The organism is Prevotella marseillensis (genome assembly GCF_900625065.1).
Classification (GTDB): Bacteria; Bacteroidota; Bacteroidia; order Bacteroidales; family Bacteroidaceae; genus Prevotella; species Prevotella rara.
In genome coordinates, this window is record NZ_UYXY01000001.1 from 2,542,501 (window position 1) to 2,560,737 (window position 18,237).

The following is an 18,237-nucleotide window of genomic DNA, read 5'->3' on the forward strand; positions in this document are numbered from 1 at the left end:
GGACCTTAGCACCCGCCCCCTTGCTGCCCCGCTGCGGGCGTCAAGCATTCGGAGTTCGTCAGGACTTGATAGGCGGTGAAGCCCTCGCATCCTATCGGTCGCTCTACCTCTTGACGCTATCGCGGAACGCTGCACCTAAATGCATTTCGGGGAGTACGAGCTATCTCCGAGTTTGATTGGCCTTTCACTCCTACACTCACCTCATCCGGAAGCTTTTCAACGCTTATCGGTGCGGACCTCCATCCCGTGTTACCGGGACTTCATCCTGGACAAGTGTAGATCACTCGGTTTCGCGTCTGCCTCCACGGACTCTGCGCCCTATTCAGGCTCGCTTTCACTGCGGCTCGGCGCCTTAGGCGCTTAACCTTGCCCGTGACGGCAACTCGTAGGTTCATTATGCAAAAGGCACGCCGTCACATGCAACGCATGCTCCGACCGCTTGTAGGCGTATGGTTTCAGGGGCTATTTCACTCTCCTCGTCGGAGTTCTTTTCACCTTTCCCTCACGGTACTGGTTCACTATCGGTCTCACGGGAGTATTTAGCCTTGCCGGATGGTCCCGGCGGATTCGCGCAGGATTCCTCGTGTCCCGCGTTACTCAGGATACCGCTATGCCGGCATGAACTTCGCGAAGGGGGCTGTCACCCGCTACGGCCCGACTTTCCAGACGGTCACGCTCGCTCATGCTCGTACAACAGCGCGGTCCTACAACCCCGGATGTGCCTCGACACACCCGGTTTGGGCTCTTCCCCGGTCGCTCGCCACTACTGGGGGAATCATTGACTTATTTTCTCTTCCTGCGGGTACTAAGATGTTTCAGTTCCCCGCGTTCGCCTCATGACATTGCCATGATGACCGCCTTAAGGCGGCCGGGTTGTCCCATTCGGAAATCCGCGGGTCAAGGGTCATTTGCACCTAACCGCGGCTTATCGCAGCTTATCACGTCCTTCATCGCCTCCGTGAGCCTAGGCATCCGCCATACGCCCTTATTTGCTTTTCCTATGAAGATATCATCCCACATTTGCGGAACGACTCATTCAGCTCTGTACTTTAACGTTGTGTTCTCTACTGTTTTGCTTGTGCCAATATGTCAAAGATCGTTCGTCCAAAAAGGACACGTGGAGAATAACGGATTCGAACCGTTGACCCCCTGCTTGCAAAGCAGGTGCTCTAGCCAGCTGAGCTAATCCCCCAAGTCAGGCGGAAAGCCCTTCTCCTGTCTTTCATCTTAAAATATATCAGAAACTGCGCAGTACAAGAAAACAGGAATAAAAAACTTCTTCCGTTTTCTCATTTCCCTTTGCTTTTCTCCTACCATCATCTATGGCGTCCGCTCCAGAAAGGAGGTGTTCCAGCCGCACCTTCCGGTACGGCTACCTTGTTACGACTTAGCCCCAATCACCGGTTTCACCCTAGGCCGACCCTCGCGGTCACGGACTTCAGGCGCCCCCGGCTTTCATGGCTTGACGGGCGGTGTGTACAAGGCCCGGGAACGTATTCACCGCGCCATGGCTGATGCGCGATTACTAGCGAATCCAGCTTCGTGGGGTCGGGTTGCAGACCCCAGTCCGAACTGAGAGGCACTTTATTGATCCGGACGTACTTGCGCACATCCAACTCGCTGTATGCCCCATTGTAACACGTGTGTAGCCCCGGACGTAAGGGCCGTGCTGATTTGACGTCATCCCCACCTTCCTCACACCTTACGGCGGCAGTCTCCACAGAGTGCCCAGCACGACCTGATGGCAACTATGGACAGGGGTTGCGCTCGTTATGGCACTTGAGCCGACACCTCACGGCACGAGCTGACGACAACCATGCAGCACCTTCACAGGAGCCCCGAAGGGCCTCACCATCTCTGGATCGTTCTCCTGCAATTCAAGCCCGGGTAAGGTTCCTCGCGTATCATCGAATTAAACCACATGTTCCTCCGCTTGTGCGGGCCCCCGTCAATTCCTTTGAGTTTCACCGTTGCCGGCGTACTCCCCAGGTGGGATGCTTAACGCTTTCGCTTGGCCGCTGAAATCCAAATCCCAACGGCGGGCATCCATCGTTTACCGCGCGGACTACCAGGGGATCTAATCCTGTTCGATACCCGCGCTTTCGAGCCTCAGCGTCAGTTGCGCTCCGGTAAGCTGCCTTCGCAATCGGAGTTCTTCGTGATATCTAAGCATTTCACCGCTACCCCACGAATTCCGCCTACCTCGTGCGTACTCAAGTCCTCCAGTTCGCGCTGCAGTGCCACGGTTGAGCCGCGGCATTTCACAGCACGCTTAAAGGACGGCCTGCGCTCCCTTTAAACCCAATAAATCCGGATAACGCCCGGACCTTCCGTATTACCGCGGCTGCTGGCACGGAATTAGCCGGTCCTTATTCGTGCGGTACCTGCAATATGGGACACGTCCCACACTTTATCCCCGCACAAAAGAGGTTTACAACCCATAGGGCAGTCTTCCCTCACGCTACTTGGCTGGTTCAGGCTTACGCCCATTGACCAATATTCCTCACTGCTGCCTCCCGTAGGAGTCTGGACCGTGTCTCAGTTCCAGTGTGGGGGACCTTCCTCTCAGAACCCCTACCGATCGTAGCCACGGTGGGCCGTTACCCCGCCGTCTAGCTAATCGGACGCATCCCCATCCGTTACCGCTGAACCTTTAGTCCTAATTAGATGCCCGCAAAGGACCACATACGGCATTAATCCGCCTTTCGACGGGCTGTGCCGTGGTAACAGGCAGGTTGGATACGCGTTACTCACCCGTGCGCCGGTCGCCATCAAAGGATGCAAGCATCCTTCATGCTGCCCCGCGACTTGCATGTGTTAAGCCTGTAGCTAGCGTTCATCCTGAGCCAGGATCAAACTCTCCACTGTAAAATTTCTTTATAATGTGACACAGACCCGAAGGCCGTGTCCGTTAGTCTGTCGCTCAGAACGCCATCCGGTAGTATTTGACCGCGTATACATATTATATATATCACGGCAGAAATTGAACGGTTTTCATTCTTTACCCTCCCTGCAGAACAAGTCCGCAGGATGTTTCTTGTACTACTCTTGTCTCTGTATATTTCAGTATCTCAAAGATCTCTTTCTTCAGTGCTCAGGGAGCGTCAGCTCTCAAAAGCGGATGCAAAAGTACGGGGTTTTCGCCAAACTGCCAAATGTTTTCTGAAAAAAGTTTTAATTTTAGACTGATTTTAACAGTCGTTTACATATTGAGTGCGGATTTTACACCATTCACATTATTATATTTTACAAAAGAAATAGGCAGACTTGTGACACTGGAACGGGAAATAAAACAGGTAAAGATGGATGAAAATTATACACTAATGGCAAATTCCAAAGGCCGATGGCAGAATTTAAAGGAAAAACTGAAATCAGGAAGCATGAAGATTGACAAAAAGCGAAAACACAAACAACACATTCATGCAAAAAATCGGACAGGACAAAAGTAAAATATTGTATGTATGATTTAAAATCCCATTCTGACTGAGAAAAAGGCATGAAAGACAAACTTCTCCAAGAGGACAGGAATAAAAACCATTAAGAGCATTGCCACGAAAAAGGAGGAATCATGAAAATAATATAAAAGAGTATGATGCAGCCAATCTGCCATTAGGATGCAGACGCGTTAAATTCCGCAACCGGACAGACGCTCTCAGGCGCCTAATTATTTTATCTTGAGAGTATAGCCGTCTGCTTTTCGTTGACACAGCCTTACATGACGGCAAAAAAAGAAAACGGAAACACGGGCGAATACGAGACGACAGATTTAGAATAATGAATAAAAATAGAGGAAAAGGTTGTATGATTAAAAAATATTTCGATACATTTGCAAAATTCATAATACAAGTATTTACAAACAGAAGATTTGTCTAAATTTAAAAAACCTGCATTAAGAAAGACATGAGAAAATTTTTTATCGCGGCCATAACAACGGCCATGCTGACGGCAACAGCCGCAATAGCACAGATTCCGCAAAACTATTACAGTTCGCTGAAAGGCAAGAAGGGAGCCGAACTGAAAACGGCAGTGCATAACATAATAAAGAATGCCACTGTGCTAAAATACGGCTCAGGCTCAGGACGCACATGGGAAGGCTTCTACACGACAGACCGCCTGGACGACGGACAGGTGGTTGACCGCTACAGCAACGACAAAAGATACTTCGGCAACAAAGGTCAGGCTGTAAGCGGCATGAACATAGAGCACTCTTTCCCGAAAAGCTGGTGGGGCGGAAGCGAAAACCAAGCATACAAAGACCTGTATAACCTGATGCCGTCGGAACAGAAGATAAACTCGGCAAAATCGAACTACCCGATGGGAAAGGTGAACAATGCCAGCACCGACAACGGATGCACCAAGGTGGGCACGGGCAGCAACGGATATAAGCTGTGGGAGCCGGCAGACAAATGGAAAGGCGACTTTGCGCGAGGATATATGTATATGGCTACGGCATACCAGGACTTTACATGGTCGGGCACGCAGGCCCTGCAGATACTTCAGCAAGGAGACTACCCCACCCTGCGCGAATGGGCATACACCTTATATATAGAGTGGGCCAAGACCGACGGCGTTGACCAGACTGAAGTGGAGCGCAACAACGAAGTGTACAAGATTCAGGGCAACCGCAATCCGTTTGTAGACTTTCCAAACCTCATGGAATATATATGGGGCGACAGCATAGACTATGCCTTCGACCCGGAAAACACCGTAACGACATCTGACTATACTGACAATCCGGACGTTCCTACGGAAGAAACAATATATCAGGCAACATTCACATCAGAAACCGGCAGCTTCACGGCAAAGAACATAAGCGAGCCATACAGCGGATTTGAGGTGTGGATAAGAGACACGAAATATGGATGGAAAGGCACAGGATATGCCAACAACAGGGCATACGCGGCAGAAGCAACGCTGACTTCTCCTGAAATAGACCTTACAGGATTCAGCGAGGCAACACTGACATTTAACCATGCAATAAACTTCTGCAAGTCGCCCGAAAGCACATTCAGCGTAGAAGTAATATGCGACGGAACAACAACCGCACTCGACGGAATAACATGGCCGGCAGGCAACAACTGGACGTTTATCGACTCGGGCGAGATATCGCTAAACAGCTATGCCGGAAAGAAAATCAGCATAGTGTTCCACTACAAGAGCAACGACTCGGAGGCAGGAACATGGGAAATAAAAAGAATGACGATAACAGGCAAAAGGACGACAACTGGAATAGACGGCACAACGGCAGACTGCACGCCGGACATGCAGAAGCCATACAAGGCATACACCGCTGACGGACAGAGAATAGCTTCGCCAAAAGACTATAAAGGAATAATGATTATCGTACAGGACGGAAAGACCTGGAAGGTGATGAACAGATAATACTGAAGAAAAAGGCCACCGGCCTGCGCAGCGTTGACAGTATCTTTTGTCTACGCGTGCGCAGGCCGGCAGAACAATAACGGACATCTGAACAGAAGCACGAAAAAGCATAACGACAAGGACAAGACAAAGCATCAAAAAGAAAAGCACGAAAAAGTGTAAGGAAACTGCTCCTGTTTTATTTCAACCAGGCAAAACTAAACGTCAAAAGCGCAAATAGTGAAAGCAAAACAGTATGAATAAGTTTTAAATCATTAACCTATTGTTTTCATCCCGAAAACGGGCCACTTTTGAAGCAAAAACGGCCGCTTTTTTGAATGAAAACCAATGAGTTTTGAGCAACATCCGCACCACATACTCCAACGCAAGCAATAAACGGCAAGGAAAGAAATGAGAAACTTAACACGAAAACGGCAGCAAGAGCACAAAAATAACATGAAAACATATTGAGATGACGCAGAGACACGTAGTCATACTGCACAGCAATCCCCCAAAAAGCAAAAACACATACTATAGGAAAAAGACAAAAGGCAGAAAGCCTAGGGCATTTATGAAAAGGATATAAAAAAGAAAAAGGCCGGACAAACGGCGCCTGCCGTATGTCCGACCTTATGATTATATTATCTAAGTTCTAATGTTCTGATTATTCAGCACTCTCGGGAGCCTTGTCGATAAGGTCCATGAACTGGTCGAGTTTCGGAGTGATGATGATCTGAGTGCGGCGGTTGCGCTGCTTGCCAACCTCAGTATCGTTAGATGTAACAGGGTTGAACTCGCCACGTCCACCAGCAGTTAGACGCTTCGGTTCTACGCCATACTGATTGATAAGAGCCTGAACAACGCTTGATGCACGGAGACAAGACAAATCCCAGTTGTTGCGGATGTTCTTCATCGCAGCTGAAGATGTGTTTACAGGCACGTTGTCGGTGTTACCCTCGATGAGCACATCATAGTCCTTATAGTCCTTGATGATCTTTGCAATCTTGCTCAGAGTCTCGGCAGCACGGTCGTTGATCTCGTAGCTTCCGCTCTTGTAGAGCATGTTGTCGGCAAGAGAGATGTAAACAACACCCTTGAGCACCTGAACGTCAACCTCTTTCAGCTCTTCCTTGCTGAGCGAGCGTGTAAGGTTGTTTGTGAGGATAAGGTTCAGAGAGTCGCTCTTGCTCTTAACCTCAACGAGGTGACGGATGTACTGGTTTGACTCGTTGATCTGGTCAACCAGCTTAGAGATGTTCACAGTTGTCTGGTTGCTTGCAGTAAGGCTCTTGTCGAGCGAGCTCTGCAGTGCCTCGTATGCGCTCTTAGTCTGAGCAAGCTGCTCCTCAAGACTTGTAACGCGCACCTTGCTTGCTGCAAGTTCAGAGTTAGCGTCAGAGAGTTTGCCTTGTGTTTCCTGATATTTATTTGTCAGTTCCTTGTTCTCAAGCTGGCAGTTTTCCAAGTCCTTTTTACTTACGCAGCTGCTCACCATGAAGCATCCTGCAACCAATGATACAATCAATAAATTCTTCTTCATCATAAATTTTCGTTTATTTTTAGGTTATAATTTGTTGCAAATTTACGTATAAGACGGATAAGTTGCGCTAAAGTTGAATGTCATTAGCATTATTTAACGCCAATAAGCGTGTAAAGTAAACAACCGTTAAACCGAAACAGCCATAAGGCACATATAAATTCAATGCACTCCACAGCCTTTTTACATGCCATGAGGTGCATTGAAAATCAGTTATTTAATCTTTTCCGGCAAGCCTGCAGCTGCTGACTTTCAGCAATACTGAAACTGGTTGACAAGCGGACATTTGGCTATCGTCGTAGACAGCCGGATAACCCATGTTCCGTATATCTGCCTAATATTCTGAGGCAAAAGATTAGCATCTCTCAAACCGGCGAGCAGGAGTCTTAATGGCTTGCCCGGATTTGGAAGAGAATCGTCTAACAAACCGGCACGGGCCAACTCACGGTTGGCTTCCATGTCGTTAATTTCATTCTTGCCTGCAAGCGACATATACTCGTCGAGACAAGTCTGAATAGCTGAGAAATTTTTAAAATCTATCATGATAACAAACTATAAATTGAGACTTCACAAATATAGTTCTTTATTTTCAGAAACAAAAATACGAGGCATAAAAAAAGCGTTACAATTTCATTTTTTAATTATTTTCAAGACAAAAATTACTTTTATTAACTAAACAAACAGTATTTTACACTTTTTGCAATACATATTATTGAAAACAAAAGCAATTTGTCATCAGAAAAGAAACAAAAAGAACATGAAGAATATATGGGAATGAAATCAGTTTCAATGTGAAACACTAAGAAAGACGTCAGCATCAACAAGATAAAAGGAATAAAATAAAACAAAGCAAAATCAGCAGGCAAGATATGTTCTAAATGTTATATAAGCATATCGGTGTATTCTGCCGTCTTCTTGTTTTCTATTGTAGTATTGTTTGTCTTTCCATTAACAGCCCTCTATGGCCAAGAAAACAAAAGCGGAAATACAATCAACATAAAAACTACAGTCTGCTGAATACTGATTACAGCTGTAGTTAAATGAATCATGACGTCATGGCATGGATGCCGGAAAGGCACAAACCATGACGTCATGCATCAGAAGTCAAGTTCACGTGTAAGTATGCTCTCAAGCTGTTCTGCCGACAAGCGCAGGTGGAACTGTCCCTTTATGGCCACCGAAATGCGCCCGGTTTCTTCTGACACGACAATGGCTATGGCATCGCTGTCCTGCGATATGCCCATTGCAGCACGGTGGCGCAGTCCGAGTTCCTTCGGGATATCTATGCTGTGGCTCACAGGAAGGATACATCCCGCAGCCCTGATACGCTTCTTTGATATGACCATCGCACCGTCGTGCAGAGGCGAATTCTTGAAGAAGATATTCTCTATAAGTCGCTGGTTTATGTTTGCATCGATGATGTCGCCGGTTTCAACTATATCGTCGAGCGACGATATGCGCTCGATGACAATGAGCGCTCCGATGCGCGCCTTTCCCATGTTCATGCAAGCCATCACGACAGGCATTATCGACTCCATGTCAACCTTGTCCTTATTATCGCCCGAGACAAAGAGCCTTATTATTCCGTTCACGCGGCGGTGCGCACCAAGATTATACAAGAACTTGCGTATTTCTTCCTGAAACAATATTATTATGGCAATGACACCCACGCTTACCAGCTTGTCCATAATGCTTCCGAGCAGGCGCATCTCAAGGATCTGACTCACGAACAGCCAGACAACGATGAACACCATGATGCCGATAAACACGTTGAGCGAGCGCGACTCCTTCATCAGTCTGTAAATATAATACAGCATCAGGGCCACGCAAAATATATCGACAAAATCTTTTATGCCAAATTCAAACATACTTAAATACTTCTTTTACAATAGTAACAGCCTCAACACACGGCTTTACGTCGTGTACTCTCAGAATTGACGCACCCGAATTGATCATGGCAATGGTGTTGACAACCAATGTGCCGTTGAGCGAATGATCGGCATCAGTGCCGAGCAGGCGCGCAATCATCGACTTGCGCGACACGCCGACAAGCAGCGGAAGATTAAACTCGCGCAACTTCCCCAAAGAGGCAAGCAGTTCATAGTTCTGCTCAAGCGTCTTGCCGAAGCCGAAGCCAGGGTCGAGAATCACGTCCTTAACACCAAGAGAATGGAGCGTCTGCACTTCATGAGCAAAGGCCTTCATCATGCTCATTATGTCGGGCTTGACCGACATGAGTATGTAAGGCACGCCAAGACGGGCCACCATCCTGAACATCTCGGGACAATCACATCCGCCTTCGCCGACCTCATCGCCTGCCGTATAAGCCTCGCTGCCGCCGAAAGCACCGTTGACGTTGCCTTCAGATACATCATTTATTATGCCAGCCCCAAACTCTTCTACAGCCATACGGGCCACTTCGGGTCTGAATGTGTCGACAGAAACGGGGGCATCGGGCTGCACGCTTCTTACGGCTTTCAATGCCATGCGCATGCGTTCCATTTCTTCTTCCTCAGTAACATGAGCCGCACCGGGGCGCGTAGAGAAAGCCCCTACGTCGATAATCTTGCCGCCTTCGGCCATTATCTGGTCAGCCCTTGCAGCAATCTCAGCCTCAGTCTGCTTGCGGCTGCCGGCATAAAAAGAATCGGGAGTGGCATTGAGAATGCCCATAACACAAGGCTCAGACAAATCAATCAGTTGCCCGTTAACGTTCAATATATATGGAATAAAGCTTTTCACAATATAAATTAAAGAATAAAATTAATCTCAACAGATGGCAAAAATACTCATAAATATTGAGACTCTTTATATTTTTGACGTTTTTTATAAAGAATAAAAACAAGTCGGAAAATATATTTATATCCAAGCCGCCTGATTTGGGTTTAAACCTCAATGAGCCGACGGAACAGCCTTACACTTGCCGCTGAACTCAATTATGTCAAGACGTATTATGCCTACACGATGAAACGATTTTTCAGCGGCCTTAATTCCGGCTTCTTTATATTCAGGCGCCAACTTGTCTATCAGCAGTTGCAGTGCGTGCCTCTTTTCTTCATCATCAAGCGCCGTTACAGCGTGACATTTCACCACCACACTTTCATATTCTGTAGTGAAGCGAGACGGCAACAGATTAGTATGGCCAATTATGCAGAACGACGCATCCTGATTGTGCGCCAAGGCCCTGAGTTTCTTTCCTTCAGGAGCACAATGTATATACAAGCTGTGTTCGCCGTCCCAAACATAATTCAGCGGCAGGCCATAGGCTCCACCGTCAGCATCTACCATGGACAACACTCCATATTCGCTGTCTCTAATAAGCTGCAAGGCACGCTCCTCGTTGAGCAGGCGGTCCTGGCGGCGCACCGTTTCGTTTACGTATTTCATTTTATTCAAAAAGTTTCAGATTAGCATTTATAACAATATATCTTTTGTTTCATCAATAATTTTTTCTGTATCAACAGAGTCACAAAGGTAAGAAAATATGTGCAGAACAGATTATTATTTGGCCGCAAAATTGTCATGGTACGATTTTTTGATGTACTTTTGCACCCAATAAAACTATCACACATGGACATATCAGAATTATACAGAATCTTCACTGAGCATCCGCAGGTTACCACCGACAGCCGCGACTGCCCTAAAGGTTCTATTTTCTTTGCGCTGAAAGGCGAATCGTTCAACGGCAACGCCTTTGCAGCCAAGGCTCTTGAACAGGGCTGTTCGTATGCCGTTATCGACGAAAAAGAGTTTGCCGTTGAAGGCGACGACAGGTATATCCTTACCGAAGACTGTCTGACCACGCTGCAGCAGCTGGCCAACTATCACCGCCGCAAACTAGGAACTAAAATCATTGGAATAACCGGTACCAACGGCAAGACCACGACAAAGGAACTCGTGGCAACCGTATTGGCCGAAAAATATAACGTGCTCTACACTCAGGGCAACTTCAACAACCACATCGGCGTGCCTAAGACGCTGCTGCGCCTCACGGCCGAAAACGATATTGCCGTGATAGAGATGGGAGCCAACCATCCGGGCGAAATCAAGACTTTGGTCAACATCGTCGAGCCTGACTACGGCATAATAACCAACGTGGGAAAGGCTCACCTTAAAGGTTTCGGCTCGTTTGAAGGTGTGATACGCACCAAGGGTGAACTCTACGACTATCTGCGCGAGCACAACGGAACGGTGTTCATACACAACGAAAACGAGCATCTGCTGAAGATTTCAAGCGGACTGAACCTTATAAAATACGGCACCATGGACAGCGATGAACTTAGCGTATGCGGAGAGTTTCTGTCATGCGACCCGTTCCTCAACTTCAGATGGCGCCACGGCAAAGAACAGTGGAACGAGGTTAGGACTCACATGATTGGCAGCTACAACATATACAACATGCTCGCTGCGGCATGTATAGGTCTTTATTTCGACGTTACAGAAGAGCAGATATGCCATGCTCTTGCCAACTACGTGCCTACCAACAACCGCTCGGAACTGGAGGTTACGGCAAGCAACAAACTGATTATCGACGCATACAACGCCAACCCGACAAGCATGGAGGCTGCACTGAAGAACTTCAAAGAGATTAAGGCAGACCACAAGATGGCCATAATAGGCGCAATGAAGGAACTTGGCGAAGTGAGCGACGAGGAACATCAAAAGGTTGCAGACATGCTGAAAGCCTTAGATATCGAGCAGGTGTGGCTCGTTGGCGATGAGTTTAAATCTACAGACTGTACATTCCGCAAGTTCAACAACGTTGATGAGGTTAAGCAAGCCATTGACGAGAACAAGCCTGAAGGTTTCTGCATACTCATCAAAGGCAGCAACTCTACAAAACTTTACGAACTGAAAACGAAACTCTAAGAAGTGAAAAGATAAAAGTGAAAAGTGAAGAATCCATTAGCCATTGTATTAAAGCAAGATAGCTAATGGATTTTTCACTTTTATATTTTCACTTTTAACCCAAATCTGGCATTAGTATTCGGCCGGGATTTTTGCTTTATATTGAGCGGATTTTCGTTAGATTTTTCGCAGGCATAGCGGGCTATGTCAAGAAAAAGCGAACAAAAAGACGCCAATAGAAACAAAAATACGGACTGAAAGCATGAATGCACGAAATAGATAAAGCTATATACGGTCTAATGACTGATTTGGGTTTAACTTAATTCAACATCAGGTTCATTTCTGCCCCTACGCCATCAAACAGAAATTCTGCCAGGCCGTTTATTGTCAGCTTCAAGGCATCTGCGTAAGGCTCATCCGTCTGACGCACCTTCCCGTTCTTTATTACATAGTAGGCATTATTCATCGGAATGTCGCCATCGCCTTCAACCCTCAGCACCATATCTTTGTCAGGATTCAGTTCGGCATACAGTTCCAGAGCCTTCTTGGCGTTTATCACGCGCAGCATGGCCTGAATGTTTTTGGCCTGCGGACGATATTCATCACCTGCCAGGCGTATGTCTTCGCGTATAACCTCATAGCCTTCTTCATCATGCAGAAGCACACAACGCGTTGCGCGCTGAATGCGGTCAAACTCTTCAAACGGAGTAGCCATGGCATCTGCCGGCGGAGGCGTGCATGTCATCACGCGGGCATATCCGCACTTCTCATACCATTCATATAACCATTCTTCGGCAGGAATAAGAGAAGCAAATACTATCTCTCTGTAATATATGCGGAAATGTGCCTGCCTCATCAGGTTGTTGCCTATGTCCTGACGGCGGTATTCCGGCCGTGTGCTAACTCCGCTTACATATACAGTCTTCACCTCGCGTCCGTCATAAAGCATGGTGTAAGGCAATGTCTGCAACGCAGCCACCACCTTTCCGTCTATCTGGCAGCACACGTTATACTCGCTGCGGTAGACACGCGAGAAATAAAGGTCGATAAACTTGTCTGGATCGTTGAACACCTGTTTCCATATCTCGCGCGTTTCTTCCTTTATGCGGTCCTGGTCTTCAAATGCCGCCAGCGGATGTTTCTCCATTATCACGTTCTTCTCAAGCAGTATGTCGGGCTTATACGACAGTTTGGCGCGCCGCAGCCCTTCGTCGCCCATATCCTCCTCACGGTTGATATAATAATACTGCTCGGGCAGATGCTTCACAAACTCCTGATTTATTATCGTGAACGCTCCTTCATAGTTTACGTCGGCCTTCTCAACACACACGTCAAACGTACACTGGTTTATCGGGCAGCCGAAGGTGAAGGCCACAAGCTTGTCGTCTACAAATATTGTTCCGCCAACAAGTCCCAGCCTATCCCATCGGTTAAACGCACGCGTCATTGAGCGCAGTTCCTCTGAAAGGTCTTCATCGGGCACATCTCCGTTGTCATCTTTCGATGTGCGGCGCCACTGCCGTTCCAGTTCGAGGCATTGCGGAATAAGTTCCGGCGTAAGCTCGCGGTATCTGTAGTCAGGATAAAGGTTCTTAAACTTGTTTATGTGGTTGCGCTTGCTCTGCAGTTTCTTTCCCGAAAGGTTTATCAGTTTGTCGCGTGTGTAGATATAGTCGCTGAAGTCGCGGTCGGGCTTTATGTCGAACGTGTCGGGAAAATGCTCCTCAATGATGTCGCGCATATAGTTGCACACGCCAAGCATCAGAAACGGATGCCCCATGGCTATCGAGTCGTCGCGTATGGCACGTATCACGCTAACCGAACATTCGTCACACGGCTCCACCTTAAACGTACCGTCTTCTTGCCGCTTCGGCCGCGGCACAGGCATCATGTAAGCCAGATGATGTCCCATGTAGAAACGGAACACAAGATAGTCGTCCACTATCGCAAACTGTGTGTTGTAAAGAAAGCGCCAGCTTATCAGGTTCGAGAACGACAGGTCGCAGTTTTGTCTTTCGCCCCAAAGCGTAAAACTCTGTATCAGTTCCTTGTCGTCTTCTGTTATATCCTTAAACTTTATCATAAAAATTGTCTGTGTTTCAATTGGCAAATTTATAAAAAATAGATGTAAACAACATCAATGCACCGATAAAAAATTCAGGTGCACAAACAGTCCTTGGTAGCTAAGTCCGGAGATAAATGTCTGACTGTCATAAGATAGACTTCACGACATGCTTCCGTTTTATTAACAAAGTTGACAGATATCGGCCAGCTTAAATCTGCATGACCAATGCCCGTCAACGTTATAAAACCCAAATCATCATCAGACCGCATATAGTTTTATCCATTTTATGTATTTCTGCTTCCATCCGTCTTTTTGTTTCTTTTGGCGCAAGGTGCTAAGCGCAAACGAAGTTCAGCGCCAGCTAATTGTTAATTATGAATTATAAAAGTGCCTGCGAAAAATCAAACGAAAATCAGCTCTACACAAGGCAGAAATACCGGTAGAATCATAACTCCAGATTTGGGTTAACACAATGAAAGTAAGCTTCTTAATGTTTATGGCAGCTTCACTCTACTGCATTACGGCATCTCTACTTCGCTGCCCTCGCCTACCGTATATTGTGAGAACTGCTTGGTCTTTGCCTCGCGTGTCAGCACTGATGAGCGGAACACTCCTGTTGAGCGCGCTCTCAGGCGGACGCTGTCGATGTTGGCAGAGGCGGTGAACTCTTCGGGACTGTTGGCCGGCAATGTTCTCAAACCTGCCGAGAATATGGCCAAGTCGTCCAGCTTAACGTTCTTGCCGTCCATCACGAGTTCCTTGATACATGCTATCATGTCTTTCAGCACTCCGTGGATAACACCGGCTGAGAACGGCGAACTGTGTGATGACATGTGAGCCGCCAGCTTCTCTGTATCGTAAGTTTCCTCGCACACCGCGCGTGCATACCATTTACCGTTTGTGTTACTGTTTGAATTGCGGTTCTGATAAAGTTTATACCTAATCATGTTTCTTTCCTTTCTTTTTGGTTGTTATACATTATTTGTTTATTATCTCTCATGCCTTCCAGAACTGCCGCTACGTTCATTTCCGCCTGCCGGCTGTGGCTTTAATATCCGTGCTGCCTTGTTCCTTTCGACATTGCAAAGATACAACAACCAATTTCGCGTTTGCAGATTACTGCAGGTTACGAAAGGTTTAAGAGGATTGTTGGTTGTAAAGGATAAGAAAGTTATATGAAAAGATCGTATTTCCTGTTATTTACCATTCGAACCGGCCAACTCCGCTGATATCATTTCTGCCTGTTTTATCACCGTTTCAGTAGCTAGCAGCTGCATGTCTGGCGGATATCCAAATCTTCTTAACAGCCGCTTAACCGCAACGCGCATCTTTGCTCTTACATTTTCTTTTATCTCCCAGTCAATGGTCACGTTGTTGCGTATTGTTTCCGTCAGAACTACCGCAAGCTCTCTCAACTTGTCTTTACCCATCAGTTCCACTGCACTTTTATTGTCAGCCACAGCCGAATAGAAAGCATATTCATATTCTGTCAAGCCAAGGTCGTGTGCAACCTTGTCTTGTTCTATAATCTGTTTGCTCAGGCCGATAAGCTCGTCAATAACCTCAACGGCCGTGATTACCTTGTTGTGATACTTGTTAATCGAGGCTTCCAGCATTTCCATAAGACTTTTTCCCTGCACCATGTTGTGTTGCATGCGTGCCTTTATTTCGTCATTAAGCAGTTTGCGCAACACTTCAAAGGCTATATTCTTATGCTCCATGCCTTTCAGCTCCATAAGGAACTCTTCCGAAAGTATTGATATGTCAGGCTTTTTTATTCCAGCTGCGTCAAAGATGTCCACAACCTGCTCCGACACCAAGGCTTTGTCTATCACCTGACGGATTGTCGTCTCTATTTCTTCATTTGTCTTGTGTGATGATGTAGCATCAAACTTGCACAAGCGTGCCTTTACGGCCTGAAAGAATGCCACTTCCTCTTTTACAGCCATGGCTCTTTCATGCGGTATGGCTATGGCAAATGCTTTCGACAGGGCATTAACTTCGTTTACAAAACGCTTTTTGCCGTCATCAAGTCCGAGGATGAAATCTTCTGCCTGCAATATCAACGAAAGTTTATGAGAAACGTCTGCCGAAAAATAAGGCTGATAGTCGAATCCGTGAAGAAGATGCTGCACAACTTCCAACTTCTCGTTCATAATTGCCACGGCTTCATCCTGTTGCTCCGTAGGATTGCCTTTTCCTCCCGAATCTGAATAGAACGACAACGCCTTCTTCAAGTCGGAGGCAATGCCCAGATAGTCTACTATAAGTCCGCCCGGCTTGTCCTTATAGACTCTGTTTACACGCGCAATGGCCTGCATCAGGTTGTGTCCCTGCATGGGCTTGTCTATATATAAGGTGTGCAGGCACGGCACATCAAAACCTGTCAGCCACATGTCGCGCACAATAACGAGCTTCAGTTCATCGTCAGGGTCTTTCATGCGTTCTGCCAGCATGCGGCGCTGTTCTTTGGTGGTATGGTGGCGTGCTATCTCTATTTTGTCCGAAGAGGCAGAAGTCATCACCACTTTTATCGCTCCGCGACTGATGTCGTCTGAATGCCATTGCGGCCGTAAAGCTATGATTGCGTCATACAGTTCAACGGCTATTCTGCGGCTCATAGCCACAATCATGCCTTTACCCTCGAACACTTCCTGCCGCTGTTCAAAATGCGTAACTATGTCGCGTGCTATGTTCTTCATTCGCGACGGACTTCCTATCAGTGCTTCCAGTTGCGTCCACTTGGCTTTTGCCAGCTGCACGTCGTTCATGTTCTCTGTTTCCAGTTCACGGTCGAGCGACTCTATCAGCTTTCGGCCTTCGTCGCTAAGTTCAACCTTTGCCAGTCGGCTCTCGTAGAATATGCGCACCGTTGCGCCGTCTTCTACGGCTTTGGCTATGTCGTAAACGTCAATATAATTACCGAACACGGCAGGAGTGTTTACGTCTGCTGTTTCGATAGGCGTTCCAGTAAATCCAAGATAAGTGGCGTTAGGCAGGGCGTCGCGCAGATATTTGGCAAATCCGTATTTCGTTTCTGAGCCTATCACCTCGTCGGCTTCGTTCTTCACTTCCACGGTCTTTGCCTTAAAGCCGTATTGTGACCTGTGCGCCTCGTCGGCCATTACGATCACGTTGCTTCTGTCGGTCAGCGTCTCATACACGTTTCCGCTTTCCGGCTGGAATTTCTGTATCGTTGTAAACACCACTCCGCCCGAAGCCACGTGCAGAAGTTTTTTCAGCGTGTTTCTGTCTTCCGCCTGCACAGGTGTCTGCCTCAACAGCTGCTTGCAGTCGGCAAAAGTGCTGAACAGCTGGTCGTCAAGGTCGTTGCGGTCTGTTATCACTACTATTGTCGGATTGTTCAATATGCGCACCACCTTACCGACGTAGAACACCATCGAGAGTGATTTTCCCGAACCCTGAGTGTGCCATACCACTCCTGCCTTATGGTCGCCAACGGGCTGTTCGTTGACATCTCTCAGACCGTAAGCTGCGGGAGGCTCACTTGCCAGTCCTTCGCCGTGCCTGTTTATTCCCGTTGCGCGTATTGTCGACTCTATTGCTTTGTTCACAGCGTAATACTGATGATAGGCTGCCACCTTTTTCACTGTCTTTATTGTTGTTATCCGTGTTTTCGGATCTTCTGTCTTTGTCTTTTCAAACACGGTGAATGATCGCACAAGGTCGAGCAATGTCTCTTTGTTGAGCATGCCCTGAATCAGTACTTCCAGTTGGCTTACCAGATGTGAAGCCTCGGCCTTGCCGTCGGCGCTCTTCCATGCCATCATTCTGCTGAAGCCAGCCGACAATGAACCGGCGCGGGCTTCCAGTCCGTCGGATATCACTATCAAGGCGTTATAAGTAAACAGCGAGGGTATAGCGTCCTTGTATGTTTCTATCTGTCTGAAGGCGCTTTGCAGCGTTGCGTCTTCGCTGGCAGCATTTTTCAGTTCTATCACCACCAGTGGCAGACCGTTTACAAACAGTATAAGGTCGGGGCGCTTGTTGCGTCCGTTTTCTATTATTGTGTATTGGTTTACTACCGTAAACTCGTTGTTCAGCGGATTTTCAAAGTCAATCAGCCAAACCAGTTCTCCTCTTTCACCGCCGTCATGATGCACTGACACCGAAATCCCTTCTGTCAGCATACGGTGAAACTGCTCATTGTTTGCCAACAGGTCAGGCGATGCTATGCGCAACACTTCATTTACAGCGTCGTCGCAAACCTCAGACGGCAAGTCGCAATTGATGCGGCGAACTGCATTTCGCAACGTTTCTTTCAGCACAACGTCTTCAAACGATGCACGCTGTGCTGCCAGGCCGTCTGGAGCTATGTCTGGGCCGTAAAGCGATTTATAACCAAGCTGCTCAAAAAGCTGAATGGCGAAATCTTCTATTTGGGATTCGGTGAGTTTTGTCATTG

General features: G+C 47.3%; 11 protein-coding genes, 1 tRNA gene and 2 rRNA genes (1 of these 14 only partly in view). 3 read left to right on the top strand and 11 right to left on the bottom strand.

Translation table 11 applies throughout. The features are described from left to right. From EJL04_RS10285 to EJL04_RS10295, 3 genes are all read right to left on the bottom strand, one after another. A 23S ribosomal RNA gene (locus EJL04_RS10285) occupies nucleotides 1-999 on the bottom strand (it extends 1,891 nt beyond the left edge of the window). Nucleotides 1,000-1,118: 119 nt separating this feature from the next. After that, nucleotides 1,119-1,192: transfer RNA gene (locus tag EJL04_RS10290), tRNA-Ala, on the bottom strand. Between the two features lie 146 nt (nucleotides 1,193-1,338). Continuing rightward, nucleotides 1,339-2,868: ribosomal RNA gene (locus EJL04_RS10295) — 16S ribosomal RNA — on the bottom strand. Together the 16S and 23S rRNA genes with 1 tRNA gene alongside form the textbook arrangement of a ribosomal RNA operon. Nucleotides 2,869-3,155: 287 nt before the next feature. On the opposite strand from EJL04_RS10295, the gene EJL04_RS10300 reads away from it, so the two are divergent. Next, the gene (locus EJL04_RS10300) at nucleotides 3,156-3,449 is read left to right on the top strand and encodes a hypothetical protein (RefSeq protein WP_125104869.1); all 294 of its coding nucleotides are present in this window, start codon (nucleotides 3,156-3,158) and stop codon (nucleotides 3,447-3,449) included. Nucleotides 3,450-3,900: 451 nt separating this feature from the next. Next, nucleotides 3,901-5,382: an endonuclease gene (locus EJL04_RS10305; protein ID WP_125104870.1), complete on the top strand. Its 1,482-nt coding sequence runs from the start codon at nucleotides 3,901-3,903 to the stop codon at nucleotides 5,380-5,382. Nucleotides 5,383-6,025: 643 nt separating this feature from the next. On the opposite strand, the gene EJL04_RS10310 is transcribed toward EJL04_RS10305, so the two are convergent. The 5 genes from EJL04_RS10310 to EJL04_RS10330 all read right to left on the bottom strand — a co-directional run bounded on the left by EJL04_RS10310 (nucleotide 6,026) and on the right by EJL04_RS10330 (nucleotide 10,285). Then, complete coding sequence (locus EJL04_RS10310) at nucleotides 6,026-6,901, bottom strand: OmpA family protein (protein WP_021854543.1); 876 nt, start codon at nucleotides 6,899-6,901, stop codon at nucleotides 6,026-6,028. Between the two features lie 249 nt (nucleotides 6,902-7,150). Beyond that, nucleotides 7,151-7,441 carry a hypothetical protein gene (locus EJL04_RS10315; protein WP_125104871.1) on the bottom strand — a complete coding sequence of 97 codons (291 nt, stop codon included), beginning with the start codon at nucleotides 7,439-7,441 and terminating at the stop codon, nucleotides 7,151-7,153. Nucleotides 7,442-7,995: 554 nt separating this feature from the next. Then, on the bottom strand, nucleotides 7,996-8,766 hold the full coding sequence (gene cdaA, locus EJL04_RS10320; RefSeq protein WP_021854541.1) for a diadenylate cyclase CdaA: 771 nt from the start codon (nucleotides 8,764-8,766) through the stop codon (nucleotides 7,996-7,998). After that, the gene (locus EJL04_RS10325; protein ID WP_125105344.1) at nucleotides 8,759-9,571 is read right to left on the bottom strand and encodes a dihydropteroate synthase; all 813 of its coding nucleotides are present in this window, start codon (nucleotides 9,569-9,571) and stop codon (nucleotides 8,759-8,761) included. The genes cdaA and EJL04_RS10325 overlap by 8 nt, the downstream gene beginning before the upstream one ends. Nucleotides 9,572-9,790: 219 nt before the next feature. Further along, nucleotides 9,791-10,285, bottom strand: coding sequence for a pyridoxamine 5'-phosphate oxidase family protein (locus tag EJL04_RS10330; RefSeq protein ID WP_125104872.1), 495 nt, complete (start codon nucleotides 10,283-10,285; stop codon nucleotides 9,791-9,793). A gap of 183 nt (nucleotides 10,286-10,468) precedes the next feature. On the opposite strand from EJL04_RS10330, the gene EJL04_RS10335 reads away from it, so the two are divergent. Further along, entirely contained in the window at nucleotides 10,469-11,767 is a 1,299-nt protein-coding gene (locus EJL04_RS10335) for a UDP-N-acetylmuramoyl-tripeptide--D-alanyl-D-alanine ligase (RefSeq protein ID WP_125104873.1), read from the top strand. A 298-nt stretch (nucleotides 11,768-12,065) separates the two neighbouring features. On the opposite strand, the gene EJL04_RS10340 is transcribed toward EJL04_RS10335, so the two are convergent. The 3 genes from EJL04_RS10340 to EJL04_RS10350 form a co-directional block, all read right to left on the bottom strand. Beyond that, a complete protein-coding gene (locus tag EJL04_RS10340; protein ID WP_125104874.1) occupies nucleotides 12,066-13,829 on the bottom strand; it encodes a GNAT family N-acetyltransferase in 1,764 nt (587 codons plus the stop codon). A gap of 500 nt (nucleotides 13,830-14,329) precedes the next feature. Then, a complete protein-coding gene (locus EJL04_RS10345) occupies nucleotides 14,330-14,758 on the bottom strand; it encodes an HU family DNA-binding protein (protein WP_021854535.1) in 429 nt (142 codons plus the stop codon). Between the two features lie 249 nt (nucleotides 14,759-15,007). Next, on the bottom strand, nucleotides 15,008-18,235 hold the full coding sequence (locus EJL04_RS10350; RefSeq protein ID WP_125104875.1) for a type I restriction endonuclease subunit R: 3,228 nt from the start codon (nucleotides 18,233-18,235) through the stop codon (nucleotides 15,008-15,010). Between the last annotated feature and the right edge of the window lie 2 nt (nucleotides 18,236-18,237).

What these genes read in the sequence shown, in the direction of transcription:
- EJL04_RS10300 (WP_125104869.1), top strand. Translation starts at nt 3,156, where the DNA reads ATGTTTTCTGAAAAAAGTTTTAATTTTAGACTGATTTTAACAGTCGTT.
- EJL04_RS10305 (WP_125104870.1), top strand. Translation starts at nt 3,901, where the DNA reads ATGAGAAAATTTTTTATCGCGGCCATAACAACGGCCATGCTGACGGCA.
- EJL04_RS10310 (WP_021854543.1), bottom strand. Translation starts at nt 6,901, where the DNA reads ATGAAGAAGAATTTATTGATTGTATCATTGGTTGCAGGATGCTTCATG.
- EJL04_RS10315 (WP_125104871.1), bottom strand. Translation starts at nt 7,441, where the DNA reads ATGATAGATTTTAAAAATTTCTCAGCTATTCAGACTTGTCTCGACGAG.
- cdaA (WP_021854541.1), bottom strand. Translation starts at nt 8,766, where the DNA reads ATGTTTGAATTTGGCATAAAAGATTTTGTCGATATATTTTGCGTGGCC.
- EJL04_RS10325 (WP_125105344.1), bottom strand. Translation starts at nt 9,571, where the DNA reads ATGGGCATTCTCAATGCCACTCCCGATTCTTTTTATGCCGGCAGCCGC.
- EJL04_RS10330 (WP_125104872.1), bottom strand. Translation starts at nt 10,285, where the DNA reads ATGAAATACGTAAACGAAACGGTGCGCCGCCAGGACCGCCTGCTCAAC.
- EJL04_RS10335 (WP_125104873.1), top strand. Translation starts at nt 10,469, where the DNA reads ATGGACATATCAGAATTATACAGAATCTTCACTGAGCATCCGCAGGTT.
- EJL04_RS10340 (WP_125104874.1), bottom strand. Translation starts at nt 13,829, where the DNA reads ATGATAAAGTTTAAGGATATAACAGAAGACGACAAGGAACTGATACAG.
- EJL04_RS10345 (WP_021854535.1), bottom strand. Translation starts at nt 14,758, where the DNA reads ATGATTAGGTATAAACTTTATCAGAACCGCAATTCAAACAGTAACACA.
- EJL04_RS10350 (WP_125104875.1), bottom strand. Translation starts at nt 18,235, where the DNA reads ATGACAAAACTCACCGAATCCCAAATAGAAGATTTCGCCATTCAGCTT.